12 protein-coding genes are annotated in these 14,756 nt (G+C 64.0%); 11 read left to right on the top strand and 1 reads right to left on the bottom strand.

The annotated features are described in order from the left end of the window. Positions 1–37 precede the first annotated feature (37 nt). The 10 genes from ilvC (at position 38) to AB0323_RS01210 (ending at position 13,011) form a co-directional block, all read left to right on the top strand. A complete protein-coding gene (ilvC, locus tag AB0323_RS01255; protein ID WP_366175771.1) occupies positions 38–1,063 on the top strand; it encodes a ketol-acid reductoisomerase in 1,026 nt (341 codons plus the stop codon). A 184-nt stretch (positions 1,064–1,247) separates the two neighbouring features. Then, positions 1,248–2,843 carry a phosphoglycerate dehydrogenase gene (gene serA, locus AB0323_RS01250; protein ID WP_366175770.1) on the top strand — a complete coding sequence of 532 codons (1,596 nt, stop codon included), beginning with the start codon at positions 1,248–1,250 and terminating at the stop codon, positions 2,841–2,843. A 210-nt stretch (positions 2,844–3,053) separates the two neighbouring features. Further along, entirely contained in the window at positions 3,054–5,858 is a 2,805-nt protein-coding gene (locus AB0323_RS01245) for an FtsX-like permease family protein (protein ID WP_366175769.1), read from the top strand. Then, a complete protein-coding gene (locus AB0323_RS01240) occupies positions 5,855–6,610 on the top strand; it encodes an ATP-binding cassette domain-containing protein (protein ID WP_366175768.1) in 756 nt (251 codons plus the stop codon). The genes AB0323_RS01245 and AB0323_RS01240 overlap by 4 nt, the downstream gene beginning before the upstream one ends. Before the next feature lie 77 nt (positions 6,611–6,687). Beyond that, on the top strand, positions 6,688–8,247 hold the full coding sequence (gene metG, locus AB0323_RS01235) for a methionine--tRNA ligase (protein ID WP_366175767.1): 1,560 nt from the start codon (positions 6,688–6,690) through the stop codon (positions 8,245–8,247). Positions 8,248–8,353: 106 nt separating this feature from the next. Next, the gene (locus tag AB0323_RS01230) at positions 8,354–8,893 is read left to right on the top strand and encodes a hypothetical protein (protein ID WP_366175766.1); all 540 of its coding nucleotides are present in this window, start codon (positions 8,354–8,356) and stop codon (positions 8,891–8,893) included. 201 nt (positions 8,894–9,094) lie between these two features. Further along, positions 9,095–9,823 carry a hypothetical protein gene (locus tag AB0323_RS01225; protein ID WP_366175765.1) on the top strand — a complete coding sequence of 243 codons (729 nt, stop codon included), beginning with the start codon at positions 9,095–9,097 and terminating at the stop codon, positions 9,821–9,823. Positions 9,824–9,850: 27 nt separating this feature from the next. Beyond that, a complete protein-coding gene (locus AB0323_RS01220; RefSeq protein ID WP_366175764.1) occupies positions 9,851–10,600 on the top strand; it encodes a class F sortase in 750 nt (249 codons plus the stop codon). Between the two features lie 71 nt (positions 10,601–10,671). Further along, positions 10,672–11,763 carry a 3-isopropylmalate dehydrogenase gene (locus AB0323_RS01215; protein ID WP_366175870.1) on the top strand — a complete coding sequence of 364 codons (1,092 nt, stop codon included), beginning with the start codon at positions 10,672–10,674 and terminating at the stop codon, positions 11,761–11,763. Between the two features lie 135 nt (positions 11,764–11,898). Continuing rightward, on the top strand, positions 11,899–13,011 hold the full coding sequence (locus tag AB0323_RS01210; protein ID WP_366175763.1) for a branched-chain amino acid aminotransferase: 1,113 nt from the start codon (positions 11,899–11,901) through the stop codon (positions 13,009–13,011). 74 nt (positions 13,012–13,085) lie between these two features. Here AB0323_RS01210 and AB0323_RS01205 read toward each other — a convergent pair whose 3' ends face one another. After that, a complete protein-coding gene (locus tag AB0323_RS01205) occupies positions 13,086–13,817 on the bottom strand; it encodes an SGNH/GDSL hydrolase family protein (protein ID WP_366175762.1) in 732 nt (243 codons plus the stop codon). 151 nt (positions 13,818–13,968) lie between these two features. Between AB0323_RS01205 and AB0323_RS01200 the strand changes: the two genes are divergently transcribed. Further along, positions 13,969–14,751, top strand: coding sequence for an MBL fold metallo-hydrolase (locus tag AB0323_RS01200; RefSeq protein ID WP_366175761.1), 783 nt, complete (start codon positions 13,969–13,971; stop codon positions 14,749–14,751). Positions 14,752–14,756: the final 5 nt, after the last annotated feature.

The following is a 14,756-nucleotide window of genomic DNA, read 5'->3' as shown; positions in this document are numbered from 1 at the left end:
ACAATATCTACAAAACCACTCAAGAGGAGTTACGCAAGTGACTGAAATGTTCTACGACGACGACGCAGACCTGTCGATCATCCAGGGTCGCAAGGTCGCCATTGTCGGCTACGGTTCCCAGGGCCACGCCCACGCGCTGAACCTGCGCGACTCCGGCGTCGAGGTTGTCATCGCGCTCAAGGAAGGCTCGAAGTCGATCGCCAAGGCACAGGACGCAGGCTTCACGGTCAAGAACGTTGCCGACGCCGCCGAATGGGCCGACGTCATCATGATCCTGGCGCCGGACCAGCACCAGCGCGCGATCTACAACGACTCCATCAAGGACAAGCTGACCCCCGGCAAGGCCCTTGCCTTCGCCCACGGCTTCAACATCCGCTTCGGCTACATCGAGGCGCCCGAGGGCGTTGACGTCATCCTGATCGCTCCGAAGGCTCCCGGACACACCGTGCGCCGCGAATTCGAAGCCGGCCGCGGTATCCCGGACATCATCGCCGTCGAGCAGGACGCATCCGGTTCCGCTTGGGAACTGGCCAAGTCCTACGCGAAGGCAATCGGCGGAACCCGCGCCGGCGTCATCAAGACCACCTTCACCGAAGAGACCGAAACCGACCTCTTCGGCGAGCAGGCTGTCCTGTGCGGCGGTGTCTCCCAGCTGATCCAGTACGGCTTCGAGACCCTGACCGAAGCCGGCTACCAGCCGCAGATCGCCTACTTCGAGGTTCTGCACGAGCTCAAGCTCATCGTTGACCTCATGTGGGAGGGCGGCATCGCCAAGCAGCGCTGGAGCGTTTCCGACACCGCAGAGTACGGCGACTACGTCTCCGGCCCGCGCGTCATCGACCCCCGGGTCAAGGAGAACATGGCCGGCGTCCTCGCCGACATCCAGTCCGGCGCCTTCGCCAAGCGTTTCATCGACGACCAGGACAACGGCGCCGTCGAGTTCAAGGAACTGCGGGCCAAGGCCGAGCAGCACCCGATCGAGGGTGTCGGCCGCGAGCTGCGTTCCCTGTTCTCCTGGCAGCAGCAGGACGAGGACTACGTCGAAGGCTCCGCAGCCCGCTAGTCAAGGCACCCGCTGAAGCCGCGGCAGGAGCCGTAGCAATTCAACACAGAACGCCGTTCGGGATAGGCTCGAAATGAAGCCGCCCGGCATGGAGGCCGGACCCGGTATACCGGGTCCGGCCTTCGTCGTCAAAGAATCGTTTCACCAAAACCCCACCTGAAAAAGAGAGCTAAAGAGGTCGCCGGTGACTAGCACCAAGCCAGTAGTACTCCTCGCTGAGGAACTTTCGCCCGCCACGATCGAGGCCCTTGGTCCGGACTTCGAGATCCGCCAAACCGACGGCGCGGACCGCTCCCAGCTGCTCTCCGCAATCGTCGACGTCGACGCCATCCTCGTGCGTTCAGCCACCCAGGTGGACGCCGAAGCAATTGCCGCAGCCAAGAACCTCAAGATCATCGCGCGTGCCGGTGTCGGCCTGGACAACGTGGACATCAAGGCCGCCACCCAGGCCGGCGTCATGGTCGTCAACGCTCCGACGTCGAACATTGTGTCCGCTGCCGAACTTACGGTCGGCCACATCCTCAGCCTCGCCCGCCACATCCCGCAGGCCAGTTCCGCCCTGAAGGGCGGCGAGTGGAAGCGCTCCAAGTACACGGGCATCGAACTCTTCGAGAAGAAGATCGGCATCATCGGCCTCGGGCGCATCGGAGCGCTCGTGGCTGCCCGCCTCCAAGGCTTCGAGACCGAGATCCTCGCCTACGACCCTTACATCACCTCGGCACGCGCCGCGCAACTCGGCGTCAAGCTTGTCACCCTGGACGAGCTGCTGGAGAAGTCGGACTTCATCACCATCCACATGCCCAAAACCCCGGAAACCGTGGGCATGCTGGGCGCCGATGCCTTCAAGAAGATGAAGGAAACGGCCTACGTTGTCAACGTCGCCCGTGGCGGCCTGATCGACGAAGAAGCCCTCCACGAGGCTTTGGAGGACGGCCAGATCGCCGGCGCCGGCATCGACGTTTTCGTCAAGGAGCCGAGCACCGACCTTCCCTTCTTCGGCATGGACAACGTCATCGTGACGCCCCACCTCGGTGCGTCAACGGACGAAGCCCAGGAAAAGGCGGGCGTCTCCGTGGCGAAGTCCGTCCGCCTCGCCCTCGCCGGCGAACTCGTCCCGGACGCGGTCAACGTTGCAGGCGGCGTGATCGCTTCCGACGTTCGCCCCGGAATCCCGCTGATCGAGAAGCTCGGCCGGATCTTCACGGCCCTGACCCACGCATCCCTGACGCAGATCGACGTCGAGGTCGCGGGAGAGATCGCGAGCCTGGACGTGAAGGTCCTCGAGCTGGCAGCGCTCAAGGGGGTGTTCGCCGACGTTGTGACCGAGCAGGTCTCCTACGTCAACGCGCCCGTCATCGCCGAGCAGCGCGGCATCAACACCCGCCTGATCACGACGTCGGAAGCCGAGGACTACCGCAACGTCCTGACCATCCGCGGCGCACTGAGCGACGGCTCCCAGATTTCCGTGGCCGGCACGCTCACCGGGCCCAAGCAGGTCCAGAAGCTTGTGGGCGTCAACGGCTATGACGTCGAAATCCCGATCAGCGAGCACCTGGTGGTTGTTTCCTACGCGGACCGTCCCGGTGTCATCGGTACCATCGGCCACATCCTGGGCATGAACAACATCAATATCGGTGGCATGCAGGTGGCCCGCCAGAGCGAAGGCGGCCAGGTCCTGGCGCTGCTGACGATCGACACTTCTGTGCCGCAGCAGGTCCTTGAAGCCATCAAGGCCGGCATCGGCGCTGACATGGTTCGTGAAGTGGATCTGGAGGACTAGCATCCGCACCGTTTGAGCTAGAAAAGTGTGCCGCAGTTCACATCGGCCACATATTATTGGCCGGTCTGCCTACAATGGCTTGGTCCGAAATTCGGAACCGGCGGCAGGCCGGCCAATATCTTTTGCACGCACCCGGTGGATTCCTCTTGCTTCGGCATGGTTCCTGGGACAGCAGTGTGCACACCCGCAATCCAGGACTCAGGGAGCCCTATGAACGCCGTCCAGAGGTTCATCCGAAGCCGTGTGCTTCTGTTGACCGCGGCCATTTTGATCGTCGCCATGTGTTTGTCCGTCTTCATCCAGAGCCAGTCGCAGGCCGCGCTGAACCGGACGGTGGATGAGAACTCACGCGGCCTGTACGACATCCTGGTCCAGGCCAAGTCCGCAAACACCAAGGACGGCGGGGCACTCCTCCAGCCGGACATCGCGAACGGCCAGGGCGGCATCAGCTTCCCGCAACTGGAGAAGATCCGCGGGCTGAGCGGCGCGGCGGTCGCGGCGCCCATCAGCCTCGTTTCCCGGGTGACACAGAACCTTGAAACCCCGCGTCTGAATGCAATGGACTACCTCGGCTACAACGCCGGGCTGGCCGGCGGAGCCACAGCGGGGGATCCGACTGGAACCGACTCCAAGAGCTGGCCCGCGCCGGAATCCGTGCTTCCAGCCCAGCCCAAGAAGTACCGCCTGACTGCCACGGCCGTGAGCTCCGACGGAGTGTCCCAGCAAACCCTCTTCCAGACCAGCGCTGAAGGCACGCTTGGCAAGGGGCAGGTCGTAGAGCAGCAGACCGCCGGTGGCAAGAGCATCCGCATCGCCGGCCCTGCGGGGGAGACCGGCATCAAGTTCCCTGCTCCTGCCGGTGGCTCGGAACACAACCTCTTCAACCTTTCCGTGGCGCTGCCCATGGCTCCGCAGGTCACAGAATCGGTGGTCGCCGTCGATCCGACCGCTGAACGCGCCCTCCTGGGCTCGGCCGGAGATTTCCTCGCACCGCTGCAAAAGGCGCCGCCGGCCGACACCCGCAACGCCGGTGCGATCGGCCGCTACTTCGAACAACTCTTTGCCAAGAGCCCCACGCAGCAGGAACTCGAGCAAGGCCCGGATTTCATGGGTGTCAAGCTCAAATACTGGGCACCCCTGATGACCCAATACCAGCAGGCAAAGCTGTCCGGCCAGATCACGGATGCCTCGCAAGCCATTCCTTTGATCGTCCGGCAGGGAACCTCACTGGATCTGAAGTACTCGGTCAAGATCGAGGAAATCGATAATTCGGGCAAGGTCGTCAACGACGTCGGCACTGTCTCGCGTTCCTTGGACAAGGACTACCTGCCGTTCGTGTCAAAGTCGCCGTTCGCTCTGTCATGGCCAGGATCCACGGACCACAGCCAGTTGCTCGGTAACACGGGCAACTTCAGCCAAGGCCTGTACCAGCCGGCCCAGTGGAGCACGGACTTCGCAGCCGCACCCAAGTACAAGGACGGCGAAACTTCCGCGAATGGAGCCGTCGGCAAGTCCGCCATACCGGGGGACTGGGTTACCGTCAACAAGCTGCCCGAGAAGTCGGCCTTCGGGGCGATCGTGGACCAGAGCCAGCGCAAGCCTGTCGACGAGCGCTCGTACCGGGAGAACCTTGCCACCGGATCGAAGCCCGCTACCCCGCTGCCGATGGTCTACGGGACGTTCGATCCGGCCCAGATCCAGAAAGCAGCAGGCGATGTGAACAAGCTGCCCCTGGGTGGCTACGACCCGGCCCCGATGACGCTCCAGAAGGACGCGTCCGGCAATGCCACGTCAGCCAAGGGCCTCAAGCCCTCGCTGAGCGCCACCGGCCTGGTCAGCCAGTCTGCCGGGGCCATTACCGACTACTACGGCCTTGCCGCCGCCCGCGGTTACGATTCCAACGCCAACGTGATCGACGCCATCCGGGTCCGCGCCAGCGCGCCAGGCAACTGGAAGCAAGCCCAACCGGAGGTCGACAAGCTCGCAGCCCAGATCCGCGACATGGGCCTGGAAGCCACAGTGGTGGCAGGCTCCGCGCGGGAAGACGCCAACATCTTCGTCCCGGGATACTCCAAGGACGACGCCGGCAAGGAATCCGCGCTGGGCACTGTCCAGCAGTCGTGGGTTCGGCAAGATGCCGCCGATGCCGTTTCCGGTTCCCTGACGGGCACCAACATCACCCTCCTCTTCCTGACGCTGTGCGGGGCCACCCTCCTCACCGGCGCTTCCACAGTCAGCTATATCCGCCAGCGACGCAGCGAGGCGGGGATCCTCCGCGCCATGGGCTGGACCCAAAGGAAGATCCGAAGTTGGGTCCTGGAGGAATTCGGCATCGGGGCGGGGATCGTTGCAGTGGCAGGCATCGCGCTGAGCCTTCTGAGCTGGAACCTGGCTACGGTCATTGTTTCCGCGTCGGTATTGCTCATTTACTGCGCTGCCGCCTATATCGCGGCCCAGCAATTGCGGCACCGGGACGTCGTTGACCAGGAACCCCAACACGATGAACGACTGATACCGGTGGATTCACCGCTGACGTTTGCGTACCGCCAGCTGGTCACCCACCGTTTCAGCTCAGTGGCGCTGGCCGTGGCCGTGGGCGTGTTCGGGGCGGCCGTTGGTGCGCTGATCGCCTTGCTCATTGACATCCCGCGGGCAGCCGGAGCCAGCGCCCTCAGCGGGCTCGCCTCCGCCACGATCGCGCTGCCGAGCGTCATCCTGGCAGTCTGCGGGGTGCTCGTGGGCCTCGTGCTGACCTTGGTCACGGGTCGGTTCGAACTCCAGGCCAGGCGCGAACAGCTCGGCACGCTCCGGGCCATGGGCTGGAACCCGGACATGCTGGGGCAGGTCCGATTCTTCGAAAATGCCTTGGTCGGAGCCGCGGCCCTGATCCTGGGCGTCCTGGGGGCGCTGGGCCTGGGCCTGCTGCTCGCCCCCTATGCCGCACTTTGGGCCGCCTTGGCCGGTGTGCTGGCCGTAATTTGCTGGATTCCCATTGCAACGAAAGTGGTCAAATGACTGACAATCTCGAACCCGATCTGACTGCGACCACGGAATCCACCGACGAGTCGTTCCAGACCCGCGCCAATACCATTGTGCGGGCTTCGGACCACGGCATGCCCCTGCAGTTGAGCAACATCACCATCCGTTACGGCGGTGACAAGGGTGGCGCGGAGCCGGTCACCGTCGTCGAGGACTTCAACCTGACCCTGCACGCCGGTGAGATGCACTGCGTCGCCGGGCGAAGCGGCTCAGGCAAGACCAGCATCCTGACAGTCGGAGCGGGACTGACGCTCCCGACGTCGGGCCGTGTCCTCTGGGAGGGCGACTCCCTCGAGAAGATGGGCGACGACGAAATCGCCGACCGCCGCCGCGCGCTGATCGGGTACGTGGACCAGGGCGGCGCCTTGATCGACGGCATGAGCGCTTTGGAGAATGTGCTGTTGCCTGCCGTTCCCGACGGCGAGGTGGAGCAGCGCACCGAAATGGCCAAGGACCTGCTGGACCTTGTGGGGCTGGGCCGGCGCATGCGGCATCGTCCGGCGCAGCTGTCCGGCGGTGAGCGCCAGCGTGTTGCGATCGCCCGGGCCCTGATCCTGGGCACCCGCGTGCTGGTGGTCGACGAACCAACGGCCAGCCTGGACCGTACCTCCGCAAACCGCATCATCAGCATCCTGAAGGACACCGCCAAGGACGGGATTGCAGTGCTCGTGGCGTCGCACGACCACGAGCTTGTCAGGCTCAGCGATACGCTGACTGAATTGAACTAGCAGCCGATGCCTGCGGAGCGGCCGTCATATGCGGCCGGTCCGGTCTTTCCATCTCCAAGAGAAGGTAACTTCGTAGAGTGACGTCTCCAGATAAACCCCCGTTCTACATCACCACAGCCATTACGTACCCGAACGGCGAGCCGCATATCGGGCATGCCTACGAGTACATCGCCACCGATGCGATGGCCAGGTTCAAGCGCCTCGACGGCTACGACGTGATGTTCCTGACCGGTACGGACGAGCACGGCATGAAGATTGCCCAGGCGGCGGAGAAGGAAGGCATCACGCCGAAGGAACTCGTCGACCGGAATGCCGAAATCTACAAGGCCGCCCACGCTGCCTTGGGCATCTCCTACGACCGCTTCATCCGCACCACGGACGCCGATCACTACGCCGCTTCGCAAGCCATCTGGAAGAAGATGGAAGCCAAGGGGGACATCTACCTGTCCAAGTACGAGGGCTGGTACTCGGTCCGCGACGAGGCCTATTACACCGAGGACGAGACGCTACTGAAGGACGACGGCGTCCGCTACTCGCGCGGTACCGACACCGAAGTGACGTGGACCGCCGAGGAGAGTTACTTCTTCCGCTTGTCCTCCTACCAGGACAAGTTGCTGGCCTTGTACGAGGAGCAGCCGGAATTCGGCGCGCCCCAGTACCGCTTCAACGAGGTCATCAGCTTCGTCAAGCAGGGGCTGCAGGACCTGTCGATCAGCCGGACGACTTTCGACTGGGGTGTCCCGGTGCCGGGGAACGACAAGCACGTTATGTACGTGTGGGTTGATGCCCTGACGAATTACCTGACGGGCATCGGGTACCCGGATGCCGAATCGGAGGCGTTCCGTAAGTTCTGGCCTGCGGACGTCCACGTCATCGGCAAGGACATCTCGCGGTTCCATGCGATCTTCTGGCCCGCCTTCCTGATGAGCGCAGGCCTGGAGTTGCCTAAGCGCGTCATGATCCATGGCTTCCTGACCAACAACGGGGTCAAGATGTCGAAGTCCCTCGGCAACGTGGTGTCTCCCAAGGACTTCGTCGAGCAGTACGGACTGGACCAGGTGCGCTTCTTCTTCCTTCGGGAAGTACCCTTCGGCGCCGACGGCAGCTACAACCACGAGGCGATCGTGGGCCGCATGAACGCAGATCTCGCCAACAACTTCGGCAACCTGGCCCAGCGTTCGCTGTCCATGGTGGCCAAGAACTGCGAAGGCAAGGTTCCCGTTCCCGGCGATTTCTCGGCAGAGGACACCGCGCTGCTGGCCCAGGCCGCTGGACTGCTGGACGCGGCCCGCGCCGCTTTCGAGAAGCAGGAATTCAGCCGGGCCCTCGAGGCAATCTGGGCCGTGCTGGGCGACACCAATGCGTACTTCGCCGAGCAGGCCCCGTGGGTGCTGCGCAAGACCGACGTCGAGCGCATGAACACGGTCCTGTACGTCACGCTGGAGGTTGTCCGCACCGTGGCGATCCTCACCCAGCCGGTCATGCCGACGTCGGCCGCCAAACTGCTTGAGGTGCTGGGACAGCCGGAAGGCGAGGCCCGCCAGTTCGCGGCCATCGCAACGCCGATCGTCCCCGGCACCGAGCTTCCGGCCCCGGCTCCGGTCTTCCCGCGTTACGAGGAGCCCGCCGAGTCCTAGACGCCCGCTCACTTAAGCCGTCTTTTGGGCGGACGCCCGCTCACTTAAGCCGCGCGTGACACCCCCTCACCCCGCCGGGTGAGGGGGCGTTCTTTTTCCTGGTCGCATGACCGGTCGATGTCCTGCCTCGTTGCTGGAGCCGATGCAGTTCATAGTCCTGGATGTGGGAACAACCGCGCTTAGCGTGGCGAGGACAATCCGCAGAGATTTTCGTGGCACGGCAGCGACCAATTCGCTGCTTGTGGCCATCGAACTTTCGAACCATCCGGACGTGGTGGTCCACGCGGCGGGGTCGGCTCCGGGGCGGGGGTATGGAGCTGTCCAACTCGAATGCCCAAAACTTCTTCAGGGACCTGCACCCGGACATCGCTCATCGCGGAGCCCACCACCCCTCGACACCTCCGCGCCGCGTCACGCCGAGCAGGTTTTCGGCGCCCCCAACGGACTGCGAGCCCGGGATTCCGGGGTTTCGGAGCAGTGTGGACGCCAAAAATGTGCGTGGCGTGACGCGGTGCCGAGTTTGGCGAGGCCCTGCGATGGATCCGACGGGTGGCTGGACTTCCAAGTGGTACCGTCGCGCCAGCGAGTGGAGATCCGGCCGGAGCAGGTAGCGGCCGGGATAAGGCGGCCTGGAGCCCACCTGTAAACGCGTACCCGCCACTCGCGTTAATTAGTAGCCGGAAACCTAGCCTGAAAAGCAAGCGAACTGATGACACTTTCTGGGGAGTAACTGTCAAGATTCATCTCGCTGGTTGAGGTCTCCCGTACTCGTCTTTCCTGGGTCTCGAAGACGGTTACTCCCGCAAAGTCTGGTCAGCTCGAACCTGACGTGGTTGGAGGGACCGAAATGAAACGAACTATTGCCACCATGGGGGTTGTGGGCCTGGGATTGCTGGGCGCCACAGTGTCGGCGAATGCTGCACCCTCAGACAAGATCACCATCTGTCACGCCACGCATTCGGCGTCGAACCCGTACGTCGCAGTGACCATCAGCCTGTCGGCGCTGTCCGAGCATGTCACAGACACTGCCGACATTGTTCCCGCAAACGCGGGCGACTTCATGCCCAACGGTCAAAATCTGACCCCGGAGAACATCGCCATCCTTAACGCCGGCTGCGTCGTCGCGAGCGCGCCGGTGACAAGCCCGCCGGTGACGAGCCCGCCGGTGGATCCCCCGGTAACAAGTCCGCCGGTGACGAGCCCGCCGGTAACGAGCCCGCCGGTGACGAGCCCGCCGGTGGATCCTGTGACAAGCCCGCCGGTAGATCCGGTGGTCAACCCGCCCGCGAGCCCGGGGGTTCCTGTGGAGCAGCTTGAGCCAGTCGCGCCGCCTGCCGTCACGCCTGTGGTTCCACCCGTCGCTGCTCCCGCAGCCGCCACCCCCGCGGCCGCCGGTGCCGCAGCCGCGCCGGACCCCTCGATAACCAACGTGGGCTATAACGTCCAGACGGCCGTTGGCGGGAAGGCGGAAGCAGGTATCCCGGGTTGGCTTGCCAGCCTGACTGCCCTCTTCAGTGCAGTGGCCGGGTTTATCGTCGTGAGGAGCGGTGTGCGGGCCCGGAAGGTCCACCGCTAGCCAAACACCGATGGGTGCCGCAATGGAATGTGCGGCACCCATCCACCTTCTTCGCAGTCTCCGGGAGGGATCATGGGAAGTCACCGTTACGCGCGGCAGCCCCGATTAGCCGGAATCGGCGGACTGCTCATCAGTTCCAGGGATCTTCTCCTATTGGCGCTTTGCCTCGGGGGGCTGCTTGCGTCCTGGCTGGTTTACGGTGCATCCGTCTCAGCGAATCCGCCCGCGTCCAACCCAGGGCAGCCGGCGCTTTCGTCGCCGGCTGCTGCGGTCACGCCCGGGCCGAACCGTGCGGCGGCGGCCGCTCCTGCCACTGCGGCGCGAACGCCTCTGCCTGCGGCGTCGGCCCCATTGCAAGTTACATACCCTGCCGTTGGCCTCAATGTGGTGGTTCACCCGCTGCGGCCGGACCCAGCTGGCGGCCAGAACATTGAGCCGCCGGAGACCATGGATGGATACTGGCTCAGTACGTTCGGAACCCCTGGAGCCGGCTCAACGAATACCACTTACGTGATCGGGCACAGTTGGGAAGGCCTCGACGCGCCGTTCAACCATCTCAGCACTGCAGCGGCCCCCGGGGATGAGCTCAAAGTCGCCACTGCGACGGGAACATTGACATACAAAGTCGAATCCGTCACGACATACACAAAATCCACTTTGAAAGACAGTCCCGTCTGGATGGCCGTGCCCAACCGCCTCGTCCTGATCAGCTGCTACACCCAGGATCTCTGGGGCAAGAATGTCGCAGTGGTCGCTTCACCTGTTCCCGGCCAATAGGGCCAATAGCTCCTCGCGGAGGGTGCCAATAGCACCCTGGACGCTCAAATGGTGAGACGATTTTGACCAACATGTGGATGCGTTGGCAGTCTGAAAACATGAGCGCAACGCAACCTTCCGCAACGATCAACCTGGCTGTCATTCCCGGCGACGGCATTGGCCCCGAAGTCATTGCCGAAGCCCTCAAGGTCCTGGAAAAGGTCGTCGCCGAAGAAGGCGTCACCTTGGAGCAGACCGAATACAAGCTTGGAGCCCAGCACTGGCTCGAAACCGGCGAAACCCTCCCGGACGAGGTCCTGGCCGATCTGCGCACCCGCGATGCCATCCTGTTCGGCGCTGTCGGCGCCGCCCCGGGGGACACCCGCATCCCTTCCGGAATCATCGAACGCGAGATGCTGCTCAAGCTCCGCTTCAGCCTGGACCACTTTGTGAACCTGCGCCCCTCGCGGCTCTATGGCACGGTGGGCAGCCCGCTGGCCAACCCAGGCAACATCGATTTCATCGTGGTCCGAGAAGGCACCGAAGGCCCGTACGTCGGCAACGGCGGCACGCTGCGCGGCGGGACCCCGCATGAGGTTGCCACCGAAGTGTCGCTCAACACTGCCCACGGCGTCGAGCGCGTTGTCCGGGACGCCTTCCGCCGCGCCAGCGAGCGTCCCCGCAAGCACGTCACCCTCGTCCACAAGCACAACGTCCTGGTCTTCGCCGGCCACTTGTGGAAGCGCACCGTTGAGGCCGTGGCCAAGGAATTCCCCGAGGTCACCCACGACTACCTGCACATCGACGCCGCGACGATCTTCATGGTGACCGATCCCTCCCGCTTCGACGTGATCGTCACCGACAACCTCTTCGGAGACATCATCACCGATCTCGCCGCGGCCATCACAGGCGGCATCGGGCTGGCAGCCTCGGGAAACATCAACATGGACCGCACCGCGCCCTCCATGTTCGAACCCGTCCACGGTTCCGCCCCGGACATCGCCGGACAGCAGAAAGCGGATCCCACCGCTGCCATCCTGTCCGCGGCCTTGTTGCTGGACCACCTCGGCTACACGACCGCTGCCCGCAGGATCGAAGCCGCCGTCGTCGCCGACATCGAAAGCCGCAACGGCGATGGCCGCAGCACCGCGGCCATCGGCGACGCGATCGCGGCCGCGCTTTAGGGGCTGCACTGGCACTTCAGGGTCTGTGCCCGGGCGTAAGCTTTACTTGAATTATTTACCTGCTGCCGTGGTCCGTCGCTGAACCATATCCTCCAAGAGATGGTTCGCTCTGCCTGGTAGCCGACTGGAGGAAACATGACTCAGACTGCCCACGGCGTCGAATTCAGCCAGCAGCTCTCGGAGACCCCGAAGTCTGCTGAGGAGCGTGCAGCTATCCTGGCAAACCCGGGATTTGGCGACTACTTCACCGACAACACCGTCATTGTCGACTACAGCGTTGACGCAGAGGGCAAGGGCGGCTGGCACAGCGCCCGCGTCGAGGCCTACGGACCGATTTCACTGGATCCTTCGGCGGCAGTGCTGCACTACGGCCAGGAGATCTTCGAAGGCCTGAAGGCTTACCGCCATGCTGACGGTTCCGTTTGGACGTTCCGTCCCGAGGCTAATGCCGCCCGATTGAATAAGTCGGCCCGTCGCTTGGCCCTCCCGGAACTGCCCGAGGAATACTTCCTTGGTGCCATCCGCGAACTCGTGCAAGCGGACAAGGAATGGGTTCCGTCCGGGGACGGCGAAGCCCTGTACTTGCGCCCGTTCATGATCGCGACGGAAGCGTTCCTGGGTGTCCGCGCTGCCCGCGAGGTTTCCTTCCGAGTCATCGCTTCTCCGGCCGGCAATTACTTCGGCGGCGAGCTCAAGCCGGTATCCATCTGGATCTCCCGCGAATACGCGCGTGCCGGCCGTGGCGGAACCGGTGCAGCCAAATGTGGCGGAAACTACGCGGCATCCCTGATTGCCCAGATGGAAGCCGAGGAGAACGGCTGCAAGCAGGTCCTCTTCCTGGACCACTTCAACGACGATGCCGTCGAGGAACTCGGAGGCATGAACGTCTTCTTCGTCATGAAGGACGGCTCACTCGTCACCCCGGCACTCACCGGAACCATCCTCGAAGGTGTGACCCGTTCTTCCGTCATCCAGGTGGCGAAGGACATGGGCCGCGAGGTTTCCGAGCGCAAGATCACCCTCGCTGAATGGCGCGACGGTGTGGCCTCCGGCGAAATCGCCGAGGTCTTCGCTTGCGGAACCGCGGCCGTCATCACCCCGATCGGCGTGCTCAAGGACAAGACCGAGTTCATCGGCTCCGAGGACGCCAAGGCGGGCGAAACCACCATGGCCATCCGCCGGCAGTTGCTGGGCATCCAGACCGGAACGGTCGAGGATAAGCACGGCTGGCTCACCCGCCTGGCATAAGGTTCAGCAGAGCGCCCGACGGCGGCCTCCCACTTTGGTGGGCGGGTCGCCGTCGCTGTTTAAGCCGTCGCTGTTTAACCAGCGAGCGGGGTGTTGCCGGGGCCGGGTTGCTGGATCCGCGCTCCGATGAGGGCTTCCATCTTGGCCTGCAAATACTGTTGGCCCGCCGCGGAGGGGTGATCGCCGTCGGGGCCAATGAGGTCTGCGGCATCGTCCATGATCCAGCCGAGGTCGATCGGATCAACGAAGTCGGCGCCGGCCTTCAGGGCAGCGGCTTTGTCCTGGTCGCGGATGTCGAGCCTTTCCGCTTCGGGCGTGCTCGTGTACGACGGAGGCCCGATCACCAGGATGTCGGCTTGGGGAGCGCGGGATTTGACTGAGGCGAATGCCCGGGCGGCCGCGGCCTCGGTTTCTCCCGGGGCGGTGCCCATGTCGTTTTCCGAACCAAAGAACAACACCAAGCGGGTCTCGTCGGTTACCGCCGTGTCCACTTGGGAACCGAAGGTCGATCCGTTCCCGCCAACGCTGACATAGCCGCTGCCGTCATGCGCGGCATTGACGATGGTCGCTTGGAACTGTTGAAAACCGGGATCGTTCTCCACCAGATTGGGCCAGGCCTCGGCAGGGGAGGTCCCGTGACCCGTGCTGAGGGAGTCTCCGATGATCACCACGGTGGCCTGGGCCGCCGCCGACGGGGGTCCAGTGTCGGAGGAACAAGCGCTGAGGAATGCGAGGACCGAAAAGCAGACGGTGGCGATCGCCGTCGTCGTCCGCAGAAGTTCCCGTCGTCGTGTGTGGCTCCGCAACAATTCGACTCCTCCTTCGCAACTGTCCGCCTGTATCCGTCCCAGTGCTTTGGCACCATGGTACGTCGTGTGCCGTGCCTGCCTCTTGGCTCCCGCCTCTTCGAACAGGGCTTCCCGGCTCCGGCCGCTTGGCTTGTGCCAAGATGGAGAAGTGAATCCGGTCAAAGACGCCTCTTTCCAGACCAGCAGCCCGTTCACCCGTTCGCTGCTCGCGCCCAATCCGGGTCCGATGAGCCTCGAGGGCACCAACTCGTACGTCATTGCCGCCCCGGATGCTGCCGGGGTTGTCGTCGTCGATCCCGGGCCGCTCGACGAACCGCACCTCGCGGCCTTGGCCGCCATGGGAACTGTGGAGCTCGTTCTCATCACCCATCGCCACAAGGACCATACGGAGGCCTCCGCGCGCTTCCACGAACTCACCGGCGCGCCCGTCCGTGCGGCGGATCCTGCGCACTGCCACGGCGGCGAACCGTTGCGGGGCGGCGAGGTCATCGAGGCTGCAGGCGTTCAGATCCGGGTGCTTGCCACGCCGGGCCATACTTCGGATTCGGTCTGCTTCCACCTTCCAGGTGACGGACCGGACGGCTCGGTACTGACGGGCGATACCATCCTGGGACGCGGAACGACCGTCCTGGACTATCCCGACGGAAGGTTGGGGGACTACCTTTCCAGCCTCGACACCCTCGAAAGCCTTGGTCCTGCAAAGCTATTGCCCGCGCATGGACCAGTGCTGCCGGCCGTCGACGCCGTGTGCCGCGAGTACCGGGCCCACAGGGAGATGCGGCTGGACCAGATCCGCGAAGCGCTGGCTCGGCTCGGTGCCCAAGCAGAGGTCCAGGCCGTCACCGATGCGGTGTATCCCGACGTCGATCCTTCCGTGCGTTGGGCAGCTGAAACCTCGGTGGCGGCGCAATTGGACTATCTGCGCGGCTAGCGGAC

Origin of the sequence: Arthrobacter sp. NPDC080031 (assembly GCF_040702485.1) — a bacterium.
GTDB lineage: Bacteria > Actinomycetota > Actinomycetes > Actinomycetales > Micrococcaceae > Arthrobacter.
Note: the sequence above shows the minus strand (reverse complement) of the source record. Positions and strands in the feature narration are given on the sequence as shown.